This window comes from Kitasatospora sp. GAS204B (assembly GCF_029892155.1).
Classification (GTDB): Bacteria; Actinomycetota; Actinomycetes; order Streptomycetales; family Streptomycetaceae; genus Kitasatospora.
In genome coordinates, this window is record NZ_JARZAG010000043.1 from 23845 (window position 1) to 43348 (window position 19504).

The following is a 19504-nucleotide window of genomic DNA, read 5'->3' on the forward strand; positions in this document are numbered from 1 at the left end:
ACCACCCGCTGATCGGACGCCGCCCGGACCCCCGAACAGGAATGAGCCCTTCAGCATGCCCATTGATCGTTCCACCCTGCCCGGAGCCGTGCTCTTCATGGGCGACCTGGTCGTCCTCGCCCGGCAGGGCCGCCTGATCCAGGAGGCCCGACGCCGGGGCTACGCCCCGGTGGCGGTGGTGAGCCTGGACACCGACCTGGCGCGGCTGGCGGCCGTCCGGGCGGACGGCACCCACCCGCTCAGCGAGCTCGCCGAGGTCGTCCAGGTGTCGGATGCCAGGATCGGCACCGTCCTGCCGGCCGTCCAGCCGCTGCTGCGCCGCTACGACGTGCGCGGCGTGATCTCGGTCGGCGAGGTGTTCGTCGAGCCGGTGGGCGTGCTCGCCGACTGCCTCGGGCTCCCCGGCGCCGGCACCGCCGCCTCGGTGATCTGCCGCAACAAGCTGCTGCAGCGCACCACCGTGCCGGAGTTCTCGCCGCGCTGGCAGGTGGTGCCCCTCGAGGAGCGGGCCGGCTTCAGCCTGCCGGACGGGGACTTCCCGGCCGTGGTCAAGCCCGCCGGCCGGTTCTACAGCTCGGGCGTTCGCCAGGTCGAGAACCAGGCCGAACTGACCGACGCGCTGGCCCAGTTCAGCGCCGAGGAGATCTCCCTGGTGGAGAGCCGGGTGATCGGCCGCGAGTTCTCCGTCGAGGCGCTGGTCCAGCACGGCGAGGTCTTCTGGTCCGCCGTGACGGGCAAGGAGACCAACGAGCACGAGGGCCGGTTCTTCACCGAACTGTCCCACACCAGCCCGGCGTTGATCGATCCCGAGGAGGCGGCGGCGCTGCTCGCCGCCAACACCGAGATCCTGCGCCGGGTGGGCGTGCGGGACGGCATCACCCACGCCGAGTACCGGCTCACCGAGGACGGCGTGGTCCTGATGGAGGTGGCCGCCCGGCTGCCCGGGGACGCGATCACCTTCCTCTGGGAGCTGGCGACCGGCGAGCCCTTCGAGCCGGTGATGCTGGACCTGGCGCTCGGCGAGCCGGCCTCCTACCCGGCCCCGCGGCGGCGCGCCCGCCAGCACTTCGTGGACCACCCGCACGGCGTCCTGCGGGACGTCACGGCGGACGGGGTCGAGGTGTCCTGGCCGAGCCGGGACGACCGTTGGCCCGTACTGACTCCGGTCGGGACACTCGCGCCGGCCCAGCCGCGCGCCGTCCTGGTCGGCCGACTGCCCGGCGACGTGCTGGGCGTGCAGTTGGACTCCGGCCACCGGTCGGCGTCCGTGATCGTCGACGCCCCGTTGGACACCGATCTCGACCTGGTGACCAAGGAGGCCGTCGAACTGGTGACGCTCCTGGTGGACCCGGTCTGAACCCGGTCCCGCTGCCCTCGGGCAGCACACCCTGACGCACAACACCCGTGAGAGGAACGAGAGAGATGACGACAGCCATCACCGCACCCAAGTGCCTGGTGTGCGACACCGACTTCGAGGTCCAGGAGGACTGGGAGACCGGCGAGATCACCGAGTGCGGGGCCTGCGGCCAGGAGCACGAGGTGGTCGAGAAGACCGACGCCACGGTCCGGATCGAGCTGGCCCCCGAGGTCGAGGAGGACTGGGGCGAGTGACCGCTCCCGAGCTCGAAGTACTGCTTTCGGTCACCATGCTGCGACCGGACGAGAAGCTGCTGCTGCAGGCGCTGCGCGCCGAGGGAGTGGCCGTCCGTCCGGTGCTGCTGGAGGATCTGGCGGGGGTGGTGGCGGGGCACACGGCCCCGCCCGGCCTCGCCCTGATCAGGAACCTGTCCCACCGTGAGGCGATCGGCGTGGCCCGCCGGCTGGAGTACATCGGGGTCACCACCCTGAACCGCGCCGCCACGATCGAGACCTGCAACGACAAGGGCCTGCAGGCCCTGCTCTTCGCCCAGCACGGCATCGCGCACCCGCGGTCCCTGCACGCCTTCAGCTATGCCCAGGTCCGCGAGGCCGTCGGCGAGCTGGGCTGGCCCTCGGTGCTCAAACCGGTCAGCGGCTCGTGGGGCCGGGGCGTCACCAAGATGGTGGACGAGGAGTGCGTCGACGCGTGGGTCGGCGGCCGTGAGTCCGCCGACGCCGCCGGCAAGCTCTTCCCGGTGCTGGTCCAGAAGTACATCGACAAGCCGGGGCACGACCTGCGGGTCGTGGTGGTCGGGCGGACCCCGGTGGTCGCCATCCAGCGGGTCTCGCAGGACTGGCGCACCAACACCCACCTCGGCGCCGAGGTCAAGCGCGTGGAGATCACCGACGCCATCGAGAAGTCCTGCGCGCAGGTGGTGGACGTGCTCGGGGACGGCTTCTACGGGGTCGACCTCGTCGAGGACCGCTCCACCGGCGAGTTGATGGTCCTGGAGGTGAACGCCAACCCGGAGTTCGCCCGCTCCTCGGCCAAGCACGGCGTGGACGTGGCCGGTCTGCTGGCCGCGTACGTCGCGGAATCGTACGGGCCGTCCGTCCCCACCGCCCAGGCCGCCTGAGACAGAGAAGAGCTATGGAACTGTTTGACACGGCCACCGTGCTGACCCGGGTCCTGACCTCGGGCGTGGTCATGAGCATCGAGAAGAGCGACCGTGAACTCCCCGGTCTGGAAAGGCTGTTGACCAAGCAGACCGGCCGCGCGAAGGCCGTCCTGCTGAACAGCCGCAGCGCGGCGGTGCACGCCGCGCTGGCCGGCCAGGGCATCGGGCACGGCGACCGGATCAACCGGCCCGGCCTCGGGCGCCAGGACCTGGCGTTCGTCAACTGGCTCGGCATCAGCGTGATCGAGGAAGGGGTCGAGGGAGGGGTCGAGGAAGGCCCCGTCGCCTTCGACCACCTGGCACTCGACCCCGAGAACGCGCACCAGCTCGGCGAGTGGGCCCGCCGGTCCACCGCCCCGGCCCTGGTAGTCGACCTCACCGGCCTCGGCTTCGGCCCGGCCGCCGCGGTGCTGACCGACGACGCGGACCTCTGGGCCCGCGCCGAGCGGTTGAAGATCTTCGGCGCCTACGACCTGCGCACCATGTGGACGCAGGAGGAGGCCGATTCGAACCTGGTCCCCGGGGTCCAGTTCAACTACCGGCTCAGCCCGCTGGTCGCCGCCTGCGTCCGGATGGCGCTCAGCCAGGCGGCCCGGCCCCACACCACCTCCGGAGCGACGAAGTGATCACTGACTTCCCCGCGGCGCCGCTGCCGCTTCCCGACGAAGCCGAGCTGGCCGCCGAGCTGGCCGCGTTCGGCGGTGGGGCGATGATCCCCAAGGAGATGCGGCGCACCATCTTCCCGGTCATCACCAAGGAAGACGTCTTCAACCTGATGCTCGCTCAGCGGGCGCTGCCCGAGCGGGTGGTGGCCGACTTCGCGGAGTCCTACCGCGACTACGTCGGCGCCAACCACGCGCTGCCCACGGCCAGCGGGACGTCGAGCCTGCACCTGGCCCTGATCGGCGCGGGCGTGCAGCCCGGCGACGAGGTGATCGTCCCGGCGTTCACCTTCATCGCCACGGCGCAGGCCGTGGTCGCGGCCCACGCCATCCCGGTCTTCGTGGACATCGACCCGCGGACCTACTGCATGGACCCGCAGGCCGCCGCCGCCGCGATCACCTCCAGGACCCGCGCGATCATGCCGGTCCACGTGCACGGTCTGCCGGCCGACGTCCCGGCGCTGCGGGCGCTGTGCGACCAGCACGGCCTGGCCCTGGTCGAGGACGCCTCGCACGCCCACTCCGCGAAGATCGGCTCGGCGACCGCCGGGTCGCTGGGCGACGCGGCCGGCCAGAGCCTGATGGCCGACAAGAACTTCCCGCTGGGCGGTGAGGGCGGCATCGCCTTCTTCGCCACCGAGGAGGCCTACCGGCGCGCGGCCGACTACGTGGAGCGGCACGGCATCGACTACCGGATGTCCTGGGTCGCGGCGGCCTTCGGCGCCAGCCAGCTCAAGCGCCTGCCGTACTACGACCAGGTGCGGGCCCGCAACGCGCGGCTGCTGGGCGAGATCCTCGACGGGACCGGCCTGTTCCGCGCCCCGTACGTCCCCGAGGGCCACGTCCACGCGTACAACATGTACCGGATCACCCTGCTCCCGGAGGCAGTCGGGCTGGATGACCTGCCCGTCCACGCGGTCAAGGAGGCGGTGCACGAGCTGCTGGTCGCCGAGGGCGTCCCGGCCCGGGAGTGGCAGAACTCCCCGATCCCGTGCCACCTGCCCTTCCAGCACCGGGCCGGGTTCGGCAACGGCTACCCGTTCTCGCTCAACCCGGGCGCCGTGCGCGACCACCGCCCGGAGGACTTCCCGGTCACCGTCGGCATGCTGGACAGCACCCTGGTGCTCTGCCGCGAGCTGCGCTCGCCGGTCGAGTACGAGCGGGCGCTGCGCTACGCCGACGCGTTCGCCAAGGTGGCCCGCCGTCCCGACGCGATCCGCAAGCTGGTCGCGGACAACGACTACCGCCGTCCGTACGAGAAGGCGGCTCGCCTTGGCTGAGCACAAGATCCGGGTCGCCGTCGCCGGCGCCAGCGGATACACCGGCGGCGAGGTGATCAGGCTGCTGCTCGACCACCCCAACGTGGAGCTGGCCTTCCTGTCGGCCGAGCGCAGCGCCGGCACCCCGGTGGGTGCCGTGCACCCCTGGCTGCGCAACCACCCGGGGGCGGCGGGCCTGAAGTTCCGTCCGCTGGCGGAGCTCGACGAGGTGGACGTGGCGTTCGGCTGCCTGCCGACCGGCACCCTGCCGGCCCGGCTGCCGCTGCTCGCGGAGCGGGCCAAGCGGGTGCTGAACCTGGCCGGGGACTTCCGGCTGCGCGACCCCGAGGAGATCCGCACGCACTACCCGAAGACGGCCGCCCAGCCGGCTCCGGAGGAGTTCGCCTACTACGTGCCCGAGTTGTCGGGCGCCGTGCCGGAGGGTCGCTTCATCAACCTGCCAGGCTGCATGGCGGTGGCGACCATCTACGCCCTGTACCCGCTGTTCGCCGACTCGCTGGTGCTGCCCGGCGTCGTGGTCGACGCCAAGACCGGTTCCACCGGCGGCGGTCGGGGCGGGACGGAGCAACCCGCCGAGCGTTCGGGGAACTTCCGGGTGCACAAGCTGCACGGTCACCGGCACACCCCGGAGATCCGGCAGGCGCTCACCGAACTCACCGGTGCCGCGCCCGAGTTGCGCTTCTCCACCCACAGCCTGGATGTCCCGCGCGGCATCATGGTCACCGCCTACACCCAACTGCGGCCCGAGACCTCGGCGTTGGACGTCAAGCGGGCGTTCGCCAAGGCGTACGTCGGCAAGCCGTTCGTCCGGGTCCGGCCCGCGCCGAAGGCACCGCAGGACTTCCCGATGCTCAAGGCCGTGGTCGGCTCGAACGTCGCCGAGGTGGCGATCGCGGTCAAGGGCGACCAGTGCGTCGCGGTGACCGCGCTCGACAACCTCATCAAGGGCGCTGCCGGGCAGGCGATCCAGGCGATGAACCTGGTCAGCGGGTTCGAGGAGACGGCGGGCCTGCCCCGGACGGCGGTGTCACCGTGAGGCCGCTGTACGTGGTCAAGGTGGGCAGCGCCACGCTCGACCGGGGCGCCATCCACCAGGAGCTGGCCGCGCTGGTCGCCCGGGGTGCCCGGGTGCTCCTGGTGGCCGGCGGTGCGGTCGGGATCGAGCGGCACTACCGGGCGATCGGCCGTCCGATGCCCGAACTGCGGCTCGCCAACGGCGATCTGGTGCGCTACTGCCCGCCTGCCGAGATGCCGCACCTGGTGGACGCCTACGAGCGGGTCACGCTGCCCTCGGTCGAGGCCGGCCTGCACGCGCTCGGCCTGACCGTCTTCACCTCGGTGGCCGCCCGCAGCGGGCTGGTCGCCGGGCGGGCCAACCGGCCGCTCAAGACGGTGAACGCGCAGGGCCGCCCGAGCGTGGTCCGCGACCACCGGGTGGGCCTGCCGGACGAGGTCGACACGGTGCGGCTGAACGCGCTGCTGGACGCGTACGACGTGGTCTGCCTCTCGCCGCCGGTCATGGACCGGGACGGCGGCAGCCCGCTGAACGTGGATGCCGACGTCCTGGCGGCGGTGCTCAGCAACGCGCTGGACGCCGACCACCTGCGGCTGGTGACCGGCACCGCCGGGCTGCTCACCGACCCGTCCGACCCGTCCTCGACGCTGCGGCACGCCCACCAGGGCGAGGCGGCAGGCTACGCGGGCGGCCGGATGCGGCAGAAGGTGCGGGCCGCCGAACTGGCCCTGGCCGGGGCCGCCGACGTGGCCATCACCGGACCGCACACCATGGCGGACCCGGCCGGCTGGACGCGCTTCTGGCGCACCACCGAGCCGGCGGCCGACCTGACGCTGCTCAGCCGCGCGGTCGCGGTGCCGTCCGTCTCCGGTGACGAGCACGAGCTCGCCGGGTACCTGCGCGACTGGTGCGAGGAGCGCGGGATCGACGCGCGGATCGACGAGGTCGGCAACCTGGTCGCCACCCGCGGCAGCGGCCCGCGCCGGCTGCTGCTGCTCGGCCACCTGGACACCGTCCCCTACCGCTGGCCGGTCCAGTGGCTCGGTGAGGAACTGTCAGGCCGGGGCAGCGTGGACGCCAAGGGCTGCCTGGTGAACTTCCTGGAGGTGCTGGCCACGGCCGAACTGCCCGCGGACGGCCAACTGCGGGTGGTGGGAGCGGTCGAGGAGGAGATCTCCTCCTCCAAGGGCGCCTTCCACGCCCGGGACCACTACCCGGCCGACGCCGTCGTGATCGGCGAGCCGAGCGGCTCGCAGACGCTGACGCTGGGGTACTTCGGGCTGTTCAAGCTGCGCGTCACCGCCTCGGTGACCAGTGGGCACTCGGCCGGGATGGACGCGGTCTCCGCTCCCGACGCCCTGGTCCGGGTGCTGGAGCGGATCCGTGAGGCGGTGGAGAAGGAGGCGTCGGACGCCCTCAGCGCGGTGATCGACATCCGCTGCGAGCCGGGCCGGCAGAGCCACCGCGCCGTCGGCATCCTCAACTTCCGGATCCCGCCGCTCGCCGACCTGGCCGCGCTGCGCGAGGCGGCGCTGGCCCAGGCAGGGCCGGGGGTCGAGATCGAGGTGCTGCGGGCCACCCCCGGCTTCGCCGGCGGCCGGTCGACCTCGCTGGTCAAGGCGTTCACCCGGGCGTTCGGCGAGTCGGGGGTCCGCCCCCGCTACGTCGTGAAGAAGGGCACCTCGGACATGAACACCCTCGCCACCACCTGGCGCGACGTCCCGATGGTCGCGTACGGCCCGGGCGACTCCACGCTGGACCACACCGACGCCGAGCGGATCACCGCCACCGACTACCGCGCCGCGCGCTCGGTCCTGAGCGACGCGGTCGCCCGGTGGTTCGCCCGCCCGGAAGGGAGCCGGGCATGACCGCAACGCTGGATCTCGATACCTCACTGGCCGAACGGGCCGTCCAGGCCCGCAAGTTGGTCATCGACATGGCGGCCAGCCCGCGCGGCTGCCACCTCGGCGGCAGCCTGTCCGTGCTGGACATCCTGATCGCGGCGCTGCACCGCTGCGAGCTCGACGACGGCACCCAGGTGGTGCTCAGCAAGGGCCACGCCGCCGCCGGGCTCTACGCCGCACTGCACGTCAGCGGGATCCTGCCGCAGAACCCGGCCCCGCTGTACGGGCAGCTCGGCCACCCGTACACCGGCCACCCGGGCCCCAAGGTGCCCGGGGTGCTCTTCCCCACCGGGAGCCTGGGCCACGGTGTGCCGTACGCGGCGGGCTGGGCGCTGGCCCGCCGCCTCGGCGGCCAGGGCGGGCTCGGCATCGCCGTCGCGGGGGACGGCGAACTGCAGGAGGGCCTGGTCTGGGAGACCTGCCAGGTCGCCGCCGCCCAGCGGCTGGGCAACTTCGTGCTGGTGGTGGACCGCAACGGCGGCCAGAACGACGGCCTGGTGCGGGACATCTCGCCGCTGCCCAACCTGGCCGCGCGGTTCGCCGCCTTCGGCTTCGAGACGGCCGAGGTGGACGGGCACGACCTGACCGCGCTGAGCGCGGTGCTGTCCGGCGACCGGTCCACCGCCGAGCGGCCGCTCGCCGTGATCGCCGACACCGTCAAGGGCAAGGGTGTGCCCGCCGTCGAGGGCAAGGCGGGCTCCCACTACGTCACCATCGACGCCGCGCGCGCCGCCAAGTGGAAGCGGATGATCCGATGACCCTCTCCGGCCGTGACGCCTACCGGGACGAACTCACCCGGCTGGCCGCCACCGACCCCACCATCGTCTGCCTGGAAGCCGATCTGGGCGGCAAGGGCCACCCGTTCCAGGCCGCCCACCCGGACCGGTTCTTCAACCTCGGCATCGCCGAGGGCGCCATGATCGACATGGCGACCGGGCTCGCCGTGGCCGGCTACAAGCCGTTCGTCAGCACCTTCGCGCCGTTCGCCGCGCTCCGGGCGGCCGAGAGCCTCAAGCTCACCCTGGGCTACCTGGGCGCCGGGGTCACCGTGGTCGCGCCCTACGCCGGTGTCTCCGGCGCCTGGTTCGGCACCACGCACCACTGCCTGGAGGACTTCGCCGTTCTGCGCAGCATCCCGGGCGTGACCATCGCGGCCCCGTACGGCGAGGCGGACATGCGCGCCGTGATCCGGTCGGCGGCCCGCTCGGGCCGTCCGCACTACCTCAGGACCGGCCGCAACGCCACGTACCAGAGCCTGAGTCGGGACGGCGACGAGCTGCCGCTGGTGAACTGGGCGCAGCCGGGCGAGGCGGGCGCGAGCTGCCTGGTCTCGGTCGGCGAGGAGGGCACCAGGCTCGCGCTGGCCGCGGGCGAGCTGCGCCCCGAGCTGGCACACGCCCACCTCACCTACCTGGATCACGATCATCTCGCCGCCGCGGCAGCCGAGTTGAGCCGGCGCCACACCCGCTTCACGGTCGTCGAGGAGCACCGGCGCGAGGGCGGGGTGGCCGAGGCGCTGGCCCTGCTGCTGCCGCAGTGCGAGGTCACCGGCGTCAACGCCGGCCACGACTGGCCCGTCCAGGGCGGCGACCACGACGAGGTGATGGGCCAACTCGGCCTGGACCTGCCGGCCGTGCTGTCCGCCCTCGACCGGCTCGACCGGCTCGACCCGCTCGTCGCGCGCTGAGCACCAGCCGACCCGTACCTTCGTTTCCCCACTGGAGTCCTGCCATGTCCGACCAGTTCGAGATCGACCACCTGGGCCAGTCGCCGACGCCGGCTCCCGCAGTGCCCGGAGCCCGCCGCGGCGGCCGGATCACCCTCCTCGCGGACGCGCCGCCGGAGCACGTGGACCCGACGCAGATGTACATCGGCACCACGCTGGGCGTCGCCACCGGCATCTTCCACCGCACCCTGACCGGCTACCTGGAGAGCTGGGACGGCGGCCCCCGCAAGCTGGTCGGCGACCTGGCCACCGACACCGGGCGCACCACCGACGGCGGCCTGACCTGGACCTACACCCTGCGCGAGGGGCTGAAGTTCGAGGACGGCACGCCGATCACCTCGTACGACGTGGCGCACGCGGTGGCCCGGTCGTTCTCCTCGAACGGCGTCTACGGACCCCAGTTCATCCAGCAGGCGCTGGACCCGGAGCGGAGCTACCAGGGCCCGTACCAGGACGGCACCCCCGCCCCGGGCGTGACCACCCCCGATGCCCGCACCATTGTCTTCGCGCTGGCCGAGCCGACCCCGGGCTTCCCCTTCCTGGCCACCACGACCACCACGACGCCGGTCCCGGCGGACCGGGACACCCGGGACGGGTACGAGACCTCGTGGCTGGCCACCGGGCCGTACCGGGTCCGGGACTTCGTCCCGAACGACCACTACCTGCTGGAGCGCAACCCGCACTGGGACCCGGCCAGCGACCCGATCCGCAGCCAGTACCCGGACGAGATCCGCTGGGAGTTCGGGGTCGCCCGGCAGCAGCAGACGGACCGTCTGCTGGAGCCGACCGAGGCCGACGCCCTGTCGATCGCGACCTTCGACGTCGCCGAGGACAAGGTGGCCCAGGTGGCGGCCGATCCCGAGCTGCTGCGCCGGGTGATCGCCGGTCCCACGGCCTACCTCCAGTACGTCTACCTCAACACCCGCCGGGTCACCGACGTCGACGTCCGGCGCGCGCTCAACTACGCCTTCGACCGCGGCACCTGCGTCGAGCTGGCCGGCGGTGAGGCCGGGGCGCAGCCGGGCACCACGATCCTGGCGCCGATGGTCCCGGGCTACCGGCACCACGACGTCTACCCGTCCGGGCCCAACGGCGACCCGGTCAAGGCCAAGGAGCTGATCGCGGGCAAGGAGCTGCGACCGCTGGTCTTCGCCTACCCGGACACCGACCCGAACCGTCCGGTCGCACCGGCGGTCAAGCAGGCCCTGGAGCGGGCCGGTTTCGAGATCGTCCTGCGGCCGGTCGACAAGGCCGCCTTCTACAGCCTGATGGGCGACCCGGAGAACGACTGCGACCTGATCTACGGCGTGTGGGGGCCGGACTTCCCGGACGCCTCGGGCGTGTTCGACGTGCTCTTCCGCGGTGACCGGATCACCGACGGCGGCAACATGAACCTCTCCTACTTCGACGACGCCGCGATCACCGAGGAGATCGCCCGCCTGGCCCAGGAGCCGGACCGGGCGGCCGTCGCCGAGGGCTACGCCGAGCTGGACCGCCGCCTGATGGCCGAGCACGCGCCGGTCATCCCGGTCTACTACAAGCGCCAGTTCACCCTGTTCGGCCCGCGGGTCGGCGGACTCTTCCTGAGCGCGCAGTACTTCGTCCCGAACCTCACCCGCATGCACGTCGTCGACTGACGACCCGCTGCACCCCCACCAGTCAACGGCCGAGCAGAACCGGAGGGTTCGTCATGACGGACCGCATCACTGAGCTGTACAACAAGGAGAGCCTCGCCGAGGGCAGCGCGCTGCCCGGCATCATGGGCGAGGTCGAGCGCGACCCGGCGCTCGCCAACTGGACCGGGTCGTACCTGTCCAGGCCGCTCTTCATCGAGAAGCGCGAGATCGAGGCGTTCGCGGACGACGTCCTCGGGCTGTTCGACATCATCACCTCGCTGCCGAAGCGGCTGTTCGACGGTGATCTCGACCGCTACTGCGACGCCCTGGGCATCGACGAGGAGCGCAAGAAGCTGATCATCCGGCTCGGCGGCGTCACCCCGCCCCGCTACGGTCGCGCGGACATGTACCACAACGGCACCTCCTTCAAGCTCCTGGAGATCGGGATCGCCAGCGAGGTCGGCGGCGCCGACCGGGCCGGCGAGATCCCCCGCGCGCTGCTGGACGCCGAGCCGTTCGCGGCCTTCGCGGCGCAGCACGGCCTCGGGTACACCCACACCGGCCGCGCGGTCGCCGAGACCCTGGTGCAGGCGGGTGCCGCGATCGCCGCCGGTCGTGAGCCGGTGGTGGCCCTGCTCGAAGGCCCCGGCGGGCTCGCCAACTACGCCAGCCACTGGAACACCTTCCGCGACGTCATGCGCGGGTTCGGCGTGAACTTCCACGTCGCCGAGATCGGCGACGTCGAGGACCGCGACGGCAAGCTGCACCTCGGCGACACGCCGGTCGATGTCATCCTGCGCTGCTTCACCGTCGAGGAGATCATCGGGGACGAGCACGGCGCCGCGCTGGTGGAGCCGGTCTTCCGGGCCCACGAGGCCGGCACCGTCTTCCTGTTCACCCCGATGGAGAGCAACCTGTTCGCCAACAAGGCGTGCCTGGCGCTGCTCTCCGACCCGCGCCACCGGTCGAGCTTCTCCGAGGAGGAGCTGACGCTGATCGACCGGGTGCTCCCGTGGACCCGCTCGCTGAAGGGCGAGCCGTCGATCGAGCACGACGAGCTGCTCGCGTACGCCCGCGCGCACCGCGAGGAGCTGATCCTCAAGCCGAACGCCTTCTACGGCGGTGTCGGCGTCATCGCGGGCTGGACCAGCACCGAGCAGGAGTGGTCCGAGGCGCTGGAGCGGGGCGTGGTCGAGGGCGCGATCGTGCAGGAGCGGGTGGTGCCGCGCTCCGAGCCGGTGGTCGACCCGCTGACCGGCCAGCAGGAGGACTGGCAGGCGGCCTGGGGTCTCTTCTACACCCCGGGCGGCTACGCCGGTGCGTACGCGCGCGCGGTGCCGGCCTTCGAGAGCCCGGTGATCGGCGTCACGGCGTACAAGAACACCCGCACCGCCGGGGTGCTGCACTACTGAGCCCCCTGAGCCGGCCCGGCCCGCGCGCTCCGCTCCTCCCCGGTGGGGCGCGCGGCCGGGCCGGCTCCCGTCGGGACGACGACGGTAGGAAGAAGTGCGATCCGACTTGTCACCACCGGCCGGCGCTGGCCCCCGACTTGGGACCTGAGGGAGGCTGGCCACTGGAGCGGGCATGCCAACTCCCATCAACCACAAGGAAGCGAAATGAGCAGCTCACCACGTTTGCGCAGCGCGCTGGCGGCCAACTTCGGCGGCCTGCCCCGCCCGTTCTGGATCGTCTTCGCCGGGATGATCGCGAACCGGATCGGCACCATGGTCGTCCCGTTCCTGGTCTTCTACCTGGGCTCACGCGGCATCACCACCGCGCAGACCGGCGGCATCGTGGTGGCCCTCGGGGTCGGCGGGATGTTCGGCCCGATGCTGGGCGGCTCGCTGGCGGACCGGATCGGCCGCCGGCCCGCGGTCATCATCGGCCTGGTCGCCACCCCCGCAGGTCTCGGCGCGCTGCTCGCCGCACCCGGTCCGCTCACGCTGGGCGTGGCCGCCGCGCTGCTCGGGCTGACCTCGGGCATCTACCGTCCGGCCGCCTCCGCGCTGGTCGGTGACGTGGTCGGGACGGAGCTGCGCGGCAAGGCGTTCAGCCTGCTGCACTGGGGATTCAACATCGGTACGGCGGTGGCGAGCGCCGGCGCGGGCTACCTCGCGGCGCGCGGTTTCTGGCTGCTGTTCCTGCTGGACGGCGCGACCTGCCTGCTCTACGCGGCGATCGTGCTGGTCGGCATCCCCAAGGACCTGCCCAGGCCGAAGGTCGCCAAGGCGAGCGGCGGGTACGGCGTGGTCTTCCGCGACCGGCTGATGGTCGCCTACCTCGGGCTCAGCGTGCTGGGCATCACCATCTACACCCAGACCGAGTTCACCATCCCGCTCGCGATCCGCGACAACGGCCTGTCACCCGCGGTCTACGGGCTCGTCGGTGTCGCCAACGCGGCGCTGGTGGTGGCCCTGCAGCCGGTGCTCTACGGGCGGCTTTCCAAGCTGCCGCGGGTGAAGGTGCTGGCCGCCTCGTGGGCTCTGATCGGTCTGGGCGTGGCCTCCACCGGGCTCGCCCACCAGGCCTGGCAGTACCTGCCGACCGTCGCGATCTGGTCGCTCGGCGAGGTCGTCAACGGCGTGGTGGCCGGCGCGATCGTCGCCGACATCGCCCCGGAGGAGGCGCGCGGACGCTACCAGGGCGCGCTCAGCTGGGTCTGGTCGACCGCGCGGCTCGCCGCGCCCATCATCGCCGTCGGCCTGTTCACCACGGTCGGCCCGGCCGCCCTCTGGTGGGGCTGCGCGGTGGTCGGCCTGATCACCGCCGCCGCGACGGTGCGGCTGACGGCCGCCGTCGAGCGGCGCGTCAACCCGCCCCAGGCCGAGACCAAGGTGCTGGAGCCGGCGCTGTGACGTCGCCGGCCGGAGCGAGGCGCAACGACAACCCCTACGGACAGGACTGAACTCCCGTGACTGTCAACGAGACCTACCTGCGACGGACCCTGGCAGGCGACCGCGGCCTGCTGGACGCGGTGCGGGACGCGAAGCTCCCCGAGGCGTTCGCCAACGCCTTCGGCAAGGTCCTGCTGCCGCGGCCGTTCTTCGTCCCCGAGACCGAGATCCGCTCCTTCGCCGACGACCTCGCCGTCTTCTTCGAGCTGCTGTTCTCGATCCCGCAGCGCCTCTTCGACGGCGACCTGGGCCGCTACTGCGAGGCGCTGGGCATCGACCGGCCCCGGGCGGCCGTCATGCGCCGGCTGGCCGACCGGCCCGCGCTCTACGGGCGCGCCGACCTCAGCCACGACGGCGAGTCGTTCAAGCTCTTCGAGCTGAACGTCGGCAGCACGCTCGGCGGGACGGACCGCGCCGAACTCGCCCGCACGCTGCTGGAGGTGCCGGCCTTCCGCGACTTCGCCGACGAGCAGGGCCTCGGCTACGTCCACACCGGCGAACGGCTGGCCCAGACGCTGCGTGAGGTGGCACTCCCGCTGACCGACGGCGCCGAGCCGGTCGTCGCCTACGTCGAGCACAACGGCGGCCTGACCGGCACCAACCACCTGGCCCGCTCCTTCGCGGAGATGATGGCCCGCGCCGGCATCGACCTGGTCGTCGGCGAGATCGGGCAGCTCGAGGAGGTCGACGGTCGCCTGCACCTGCACGGCCGCCGGATCGACGTGGTGCTGCGGTACTTCACCCCCAACGAGATCGTGGACGACCCGGACGGGGCGCGCGACCTCGAACCGGTCCTGCGCGCCCACGAGGAGGGCCGCGTCGTCCTGTGGACCACACCGCAGAGCGCGCTGTTCGGCAACAAGGGCGCCATGGCGCTGATGTCGGACCCACGGGTGCGCGCGGGCCTGTCGGACGCCGAGACGGCACTGGTCGACCGGATCCTGCCCTGGACCCGGATGCTGACGCCCGAGTTGGTCGACCACTGCCGCCAGTACCGCGACGAGCTGATCCTCAAGCCGCGCGCCGACTACGGCGGCGCGGGCATCGTGGCCGGCTGGGAGAGCACCGACCGGGAGTGGCAGGAGACGCTCGACGCCTCCGTCGACGCGGGCTTCATCGTCCAGCGCCGGGTCGGCGCCCGCCCCGAGACGGTCGTCGACCCCGACACCGGCGAGCTCAGCGAGTGGACCGCGACCTGGGGCCTGTTCCTGCTCCCCTCCGGCTACGCCGGGTCCTACGTCCGCGCACTGGAGGACTCCGCCGGCGTCGTGCGCGCCGGGACCTTCCGCACGACGACCGTGTTCCACACCCCCGATCCGGCTCCGGCGGACCGGGCCGGGTCGGCGACCGCCACGAAGGAGGCGGCGTGGCAGGCAATCTGACCCAGGGTGAGGCACGGGAGCGCGCGGCGATCCTCTCCGTCGACTCGTACCAGGTCCTGATCGACCTGACCCGGGGCCCGGACAGCTTCCGCTCCACCACCACCGTGCGCTTCGCCTGCGCGGAGCCGGGGGCGGGCACCTTCATCGAACTCGCCGGCGCCGACGTCCACGACGTCGTCCTCAACGGGGAGCGGCTGGCGGGCACTGCGCAACAGGGCCGGATCGCGCTGCCGGGCCTCGCCGCCCGCAACGAGCTGCGCGTCGAGGCCGACTGCCGCTACTCGCGCACCGGCGAGGGCCTGCACCGCTTCGTCGACCCCGTCGACGACCGGGTCTACCTCTACAGCCAGTTCGCGACCGCCGACGCGCAGCGCGTCTTCGCCTGCTTCGACCAGCCCGACCTCAAGGCGAAGTTCGAGCTGACCGTGATCGCGCCCACCGGCTGGGAGGTGCTCTCCAACGCGGCCCCCGACCGGCCGGCGCAGTCCGCCGGGTCCGCCACGACCTGGCACTTCCCGCCCACCGAGCCGCTGCCGAGCTACGCCCTGGCGCTGGTGGCGGGCCCGTACGCGGTCGCCCGGGACCACTACCGGGCGCAGGACGGACGGGAGTTCCCGCTGCGGCTGCTCTGCCGCGCCTCGCTGGCCGAGCACCTCGACGCCGACGTCCTCTTCGACATCACCAAGCGTGGCTTCGACTTCTTCCACGACGTCTTCGGCACCCCCTACCCGTTCGCCAAGTACGACCAGGTCTTCGCACCCGAGTTCAACGTCGGCGCGATGGAGAACGCCGCGTGCGTCACGGTCAACGAGAAGTACGTCTTCCGCTCGCGCGCCACCGCGGCGCTGCGCGAACGGCGGGCCGAGACCCTGCTGCACGAGATGGCGCACATGTGGTTCGGCGACCTGGTGACCATGCGGTGGTGGGACGACCTGTGGCTCAACGAGTCGTTCGCCACCTACGCGGGCGTGCTCGCCCAGACCGAGGTCACCGAGTGGACCGGCGCCTGGACGACGTTCGCCAACCTGCGCAAGGCGGAGGCGTACCGGCAGGACCAGTTGCCCTCGACGCATCCGATCGCCGCGGACATCCCCGACATCGCGGCCACCGAGGTCAACTTCGACGGGATCACCTATCTCAAGGGCGCCTCGGTGCTCAAGCAGCTGGTCTCCTACGTCGGTCGGGACAACTTCCTGGCGGCGATCGGGCGGTACGTACGCCGCCATGCCTGGGGGAACACGACGCTGGCCGACCTGCTGGCCGCGCTGGAGGAGACCTCGGGGCGCGATCTCGCCGCCTGGTCGAAGCAGTGGCTGGAGACCTCCGGCGTCAACACCCTGCGGGCCGAGTGGGTGTACGACGAGGCCGGCCGGGTCACCGGCTGCACCGTCGTGCAGGAGGCCCCCGAGGAGCAACCGGTGCTCCGCGCGCACCGGATGGCGATCGGCCTCTACGACCGCGGGCCCGGCGGCATCGTGCGGCGGCGCCGTGTCGTGCTCGACGTCGTCGGGGCCCGCACCGAGGTGCCCGAACTGGTCGGCGAGCCGCGTCCGGACCTGGCGCTGCTCAACGACGACGACCTGACCTACGCCAAGGTCCGGCTCGACGAGCGGTCGCTGGCGACCCTCCTCGGCCACCTCGGCGAGATCCGTGATCCGCTGGCCGCGGCACAGGCCTGGACGATCGCCTGGGACATGACCCGTGACGGCGAACTGCCGGCCCGCGACTACGTCCGCCTCGTCGTGTCGGGCCTGCGCTCGGTCACCGACGCGACGCTCGCGCAGACCCTCGTCGACCAGGCGCGCAAGGCCGTGCACGACTACGCGGCGCCGCACTGGCAGCCGATCGGCCGGCAGACGCTCGCGGCCGCGGCCCACCAGCTGCTGGAGACGGCCGAGCCGGGCTCCGACCTGCAACTGGTCCACCTACAGGCGCTCCTGGGGGTGGCCGTGGCGCCCGCGCAGCTCGCCGTGCTCCGCGGCATCCTGGACGGCACCTGGCGGCCCGAGGGCCTGACGGTCGACGCCGACCTGCGCTGGGCGGTGCTCCGCCGGCTGGTCGCGTGCGGGGCCGCCGGAGCCGCCGAGATCGACGCGGAGCTGCGCGCCGACGGCTCGGCGGCCGGTGAGCGCCACGCGGTCGTCTGCACCGCGGCGATCCCGACCGCCGACGCCAAGGAGGCGGCCTGGCAGCGGATCCGCTCCGGCGCACTGCCCAACAGCCTGCTGCGGGCCACCCTCGAAGGCTTCGCCGAGCCCGACCACCGGGACCTGCTGGTGCCCTTCGCCGACCGCTACTTCGCCGAGATCGCCCAGGTCTGGTCCGACTGGGCCGGCGGCATGGCCCAGCGCTTCGCCCGGGACGCGTTCCCCTCGGGAGCGATCGGCGAGTCGACCCTGGCCTCGGCGGACGCCTGCCTCGCCCGCGCGGACCTGCCCGCGGCCCTGCGCCGCCTGCTCGCCGAGGGGCGCGACGAGATGGCGCGGGCGATCCGGGCTCGGCGCCGTGACGCCGTGGCCACGCCCTAGGGCGTGTGTGGCGGATCTTTCCGGGCCCGTGGCTCCCCCCGGCCTTCGGCCCGAAAGGGCACCTTCGGGCCGAAGGCCTGTGGCCCGCGCGCCGATCCGAAAAGATCCGCCGTACAGGCCCTAGTGACACCCGCGACCTTGTTCATCTGGAGGAACCACTGATGGAGTCGGCAGAGATCCGCCGCCGCTGGCTGCGCTTCTACGAGGAGCGCGGACACACCGTCGTCCCGTCGGCGTCCCTGGTCGCCGACGACCCCACCCTGCTGCTGGTCAACGCGGGCATGGTGCCGTTCAAGCCGTACTTCCTGGGCGAGGTCAAGCCTGCCTTCAGCACGGCCACCAGCGTGCAGAAGTGCGTGCGGACGCCGGACATCGAGGAGGTCGGCAAGACCACCCGGCACGGCATCTTCTTCCAGATGTGCGGCAACTTCTCCTTCGGCGACTACTTCAAGGAAGGGGCCATCAAGCTCGCCTGGGAGCTGCTGACCTCCTCGGTGGCCGACGGCGGCTACGGCCTGGAGCCGGAGAAGCTCTGGATCACCGTCTACCAGGACGACGACGAGGCCGAGCAGATCTGGCGCGAGGTCGTGGGCGTGCCGGCCGAGCGGATCCAACGCCTGGGCAAGGCCGACAACTTCTGGTCGATGGGCGTGCCGGGTCCGTGCGGCCCGTGCTCGGAGATCAACTACGACCGCGGCCCCGCCTACGGCGAGGAGGGCGGTCCGGCCGTCAACGGCGAGCGGTACATGGAGATCTGGAACCTGGTCTTCATGCAGTACGAGCGCGGCGCCGGCACCGGCAAGGACGACTTCGAGATCCTCGGCGACCTGCCCGCCCGCAACATCGACACCGGCCTGGGCCTGGAGCGCCTGGCCACCATCCTGCAAGGCGTCGACAACCTCTTCGAGATCGACACCAGCCGGCTGATCCTGGGCCGGGCCGCCGAGCTGACCGGCCACCGCTACGGCGCCGGCGAGAAGGCCGACGTCTCGCTGCGCGTGGTCGCCGACCACATCCGCACCTCGGTGATGCTGGTCGCCGACGGCGTGACCCCGGGCAACGAGGGCCGCGGCTACGTGCTGCGCCGGATCCTGCGCCGCGCGATCCGCAACATGCGCCTGCTGGGCGCCACCGAGCCGGTCGCCCGGTCGCTGACCGAGGTGACCATCGAGGCGATGGGCCCGCAGTATCCGGAGCTCTTCGCGGAGCGGCAGCGGATCGAGACGGTGATCGTCGCCGAGGAGGCGTCGTTCCTGCAGACCCTGCGCAGCGGCACCGCCATCCTGGACACGGCCGTCGCCGAGACCAGGTCGGGCGGCGCCACGGTGCTCGCCGGTGCCAAGGCCTTCCAGCTGCACGACACCTACGGCTTCCCGATCGACCTCACCCTGGAGATGGCCGCCGAACAGGGCCTCGCGGTGGACGAGGACGGCTTCCGCCGGCTGATGCAGGAGCAGCGCGACCGCGCCAAGGCGGACGCCCGGGCCAAGAAGCTGGGCCACGCCGACGTCTCCGCCTACCGCGCGGTGGCCGACCGCTCCGGCGCCTGCGTCTTCACCGGCTACAGCGCCACCGAGGGCGAGGCCACCGTGGTGGGCCTGCTGGTGGACGGCGTGCCGGCGCCGGCCGCGCAGGAGGGCGACGAGGTCGAACTGGTCCTGGACCGCACCCCGTTCTACGCCGAGGGCGGTGGCCAGCTCGCCGACCACGGCCGGATCCGGCTGGACTCCGGTGCCGTGGTGGAGATCCACGACGTGCAGCAGCCGGTGCCCGGGGTGATCGTGCACAAGGGCTCGGTGCTGGTGGGCGAGGTGGTGGTCGGCGCCCGCGCCTACGCGAGGCTCGACCTGGAGCGCCGTCGGGCCGTCTCCCGTGCGCACAGCGCCACCCACCTGACCCACCAGGCGCTGCGTGACGCGCTGGGTCCCACGGCCGCGCAGGCCGGCTCGGAGAACGCGCC

The 19504-nt window shown here is 72.4% G+C and carries 15 protein-coding genes; all 15 read left to right on the top strand.

The features are described from left to right. Window positions 1-55 precede the first annotated feature (55 nt). On the top strand, window positions 56-1357 hold the full coding sequence (locus P3T41_RS34725; RefSeq protein ID WP_280694635.1) for an ATP-grasp domain-containing protein: 1302 nt from the start codon (window positions 56-58) through the stop codon (window positions 1355-1357). Between the two features lie 65 nt (window positions 1358-1422). After that, complete coding sequence (locus P3T41_RS34730) at window positions 1423-1611, top strand: lysine biosynthesis protein LysW (RefSeq protein ID WP_280694636.1); 189 nt, start codon at window positions 1423-1425, stop codon at window positions 1609-1611. After that, entirely contained in the window at window positions 1608-2495 is an 888-nt protein-coding gene (locus P3T41_RS34735; protein WP_280694637.1) for a RimK family alpha-L-glutamate ligase, read from the top strand. The genes P3T41_RS34730 and P3T41_RS34735 overlap by 4 nt, the downstream gene beginning before the upstream one ends. A 14-nt stretch (window positions 2496-2509) precedes the next feature. Next, entirely contained in the window at window positions 2510-3163 is a 654-nt protein-coding gene (locus P3T41_RS34740; protein ID WP_280694638.1) for a degT/DnrJ/EryC1/StrS aminotransferase, read from the top strand. Then, complete coding sequence (locus tag P3T41_RS34745; protein WP_280694639.1) at window positions 3160-4479, top strand: DegT/DnrJ/EryC1/StrS family aminotransferase; 1320 nt, start codon at window positions 3160-3162, stop codon at window positions 4477-4479. Before P3T41_RS34740 ends, P3T41_RS34745 begins: the two co-directional genes overlap by 4 nt. Beyond that, complete coding sequence (gene argC, locus P3T41_RS34750) at window positions 4472-5515, top strand: N-acetyl-gamma-glutamyl-phosphate reductase (RefSeq protein ID WP_280694640.1); 1044 nt, start codon at window positions 4472-4474, stop codon at window positions 5513-5515. The genes P3T41_RS34745 and argC overlap by 8 nt, the downstream gene beginning before the upstream one ends. Further along, entirely contained in the window at window positions 5512-7362 is a 1851-nt protein-coding gene (locus P3T41_RS34755) for a M20/M25/M40 family metallo-hydrolase (protein ID WP_280694641.1), read from the top strand. Before argC ends, P3T41_RS34755 begins: the two co-directional genes overlap by 4 nt. Beyond that, a complete protein-coding gene (locus P3T41_RS34760; protein WP_280694642.1) occupies window positions 7359-8156 on the top strand; it encodes a thiamine pyrophosphate-dependent enzyme in 798 nt (265 codons plus the stop codon). Before P3T41_RS34755 ends, P3T41_RS34760 begins: the two co-directional genes overlap by 4 nt. Then, window positions 8153-9085, top strand: coding sequence for a transketolase (locus tag P3T41_RS34765; RefSeq protein ID WP_280694643.1), 933 nt, complete (start codon window positions 8153-8155; stop codon window positions 9083-9085). The genes P3T41_RS34760 and P3T41_RS34765 overlap by 4 nt, the downstream gene beginning before the upstream one ends. A gap of 44 nt (window positions 9086-9129) precedes the next feature. Continuing rightward, complete coding sequence (locus P3T41_RS34770) at window positions 9130-10761, top strand: ABC transporter substrate-binding protein (RefSeq protein ID WP_280694644.1); 1632 nt, start codon at window positions 9130-9132, stop codon at window positions 10759-10761. Between the two features lie 53 nt (window positions 10762-10814). Further along, window positions 10815-12152 carry a hypothetical protein gene (locus tag P3T41_RS34775; RefSeq protein ID WP_280694645.1) on the top strand — a complete coding sequence of 446 codons (1338 nt, stop codon included), beginning with the start codon at window positions 10815-10817 and terminating at the stop codon, window positions 12150-12152. Between the two features lie 204 nt (window positions 12153-12356). Continuing rightward, on the top strand, window positions 12357-13595 hold the full coding sequence (locus tag P3T41_RS34780) for an MFS transporter (protein WP_280694646.1): 1239 nt from the start codon (window positions 12357-12359) through the stop codon (window positions 13593-13595). A 56-nt stretch (window positions 13596-13651) separates the two neighbouring features. Beyond that, window positions 13652-15016 carry a hypothetical protein gene (locus tag P3T41_RS34785; RefSeq protein WP_280694647.1) on the top strand — a complete coding sequence of 455 codons (1365 nt, stop codon included), beginning with the start codon at window positions 13652-13654 and terminating at the stop codon, window positions 15014-15016. Then, window positions 15001-17544, top strand: coding sequence for an aminopeptidase N (pepN, locus tag P3T41_RS34790; RefSeq protein WP_280694648.1), 2544 nt, complete (start codon window positions 15001-15003; stop codon window positions 17542-17544). Before P3T41_RS34785 ends, pepN begins: the two co-directional genes overlap by 16 nt. 161 nt (window positions 17545-17705) lie before the next feature. Continuing rightward, window positions 17706-19504: alanine--tRNA ligase (alaS, locus tag P3T41_RS34795; RefSeq protein ID WP_280694649.1), on the top strand; the 1799-nt coding region annotated here is incomplete at its 3' end.

Excerpts from the sequence above, each read along its gene's own strand:
- P3T41_RS34765 (WP_280694643.1), top strand. The coding sequence starts at position 8,153 with ATGACCCTCTCCGGCCGTGACGCCTACCGGGACGAACTCACCCGGCTG.
- P3T41_RS34775 (WP_280694645.1), top strand. The coding sequence starts at position 10,815 with ATGACGGACCGCATCACTGAGCTGTACAACAAGGAGAGCCTCGCCGAG.
- P3T41_RS34780 (WP_280694646.1), top strand. The coding sequence starts at position 12,357 with ATGAGCAGCTCACCACGTTTGCGCAGCGCGCTGGCGGCCAACTTCGGC.
- P3T41_RS34725 (WP_280694635.1), top strand. The coding sequence starts at position 56 with ATGCCCATTGATCGTTCCACCCTGCCCGGAGCCGTGCTCTTCATGGGC.
- P3T41_RS34740 (WP_280694638.1), top strand. The coding sequence starts at position 2,510 with ATGGAACTGTTTGACACGGCCACCGTGCTGACCCGGGTCCTGACCTCG.
- P3T41_RS34760 (WP_280694642.1), top strand. The coding sequence starts at position 7,359 with ATGACCGCAACGCTGGATCTCGATACCTCACTGGCCGAACGGGCCGTC.
- P3T41_RS34770 (WP_280694644.1), top strand. The coding sequence starts at position 9,130 with ATGTCCGACCAGTTCGAGATCGACCACCTGGGCCAGTCGCCGACGCCG.
- P3T41_RS34730 (WP_280694636.1), top strand. The coding sequence starts at position 1,423 with ATGACGACAGCCATCACCGCACCCAAGTGCCTGGTGTGCGACACCGAC.